Consider the following 522-nt stretch of genomic DNA (forward strand, 5'->3'; position numbering starts at 1 on the left):
TGAACATGCATAATTTTGCATGGGATTGTGCCTGAATGAACACTCAAAATGTCAAGGAGCTTTACAAGCCAGTGCTGATCAGATTGGTCTGCTGCGCTACAAACAGCTGGACTGCGCAGAATGCTGGCAGAGGTAGCGCCTGTAGAAGAAAACTTTGGCACACACATATCTCTGTGATACTACTAGCAGCTCCATGCTGTTGACATCAGCTATCGCTTCCCAACACTCGCATCTTCTCATTCAGCCCCCATCATTAGCTGTTACTTTACTGCCATCCTGTACGTGCTTACAAAGCTGGTTCCAGAGATCGTCATCTACTCTGACTCCTTGCCTGCTGGCTGATTGTGCTTCTTTGCATATCTCTGGTTCCTGAGGAACTTGGGGTCCATCCCCTTGCGAGATGAGTATCTGGCCTTCCTGGGCTTCTTGATTCCGTTCTTGTGGGCCTTGTATGTTTGGTTGTGCGCTGTGTGATTCTTCGACTTGGCCATGTTGCCGTCGAAAGTGTAAGTTGACGAGTCT

General features: G+C 48.5%; 1 protein-coding gene. It reads right to left on the reverse strand.

Translation table 11 applies throughout. The features are described 5' to 3' along the window. Positions 1-314: 314 nt before the first annotated feature. Positions 315-522: eL29 family ribosomal protein (locus RJ05_RS33170; RefSeq protein WP_217999017.1), on the reverse strand; the 208-nt coding region annotated here is incomplete at its 5' end.

The sequence above is a fragment of the Nocardia cyriacigeorgica NBRC 100375 genome, assembly GCF_000308555.1.
GTDB lineage: Bacteria > Actinomycetota > Actinomycetes > Mycobacteriales > Mycobacteriaceae > Nocardia > Nocardia cyriacigeorgica.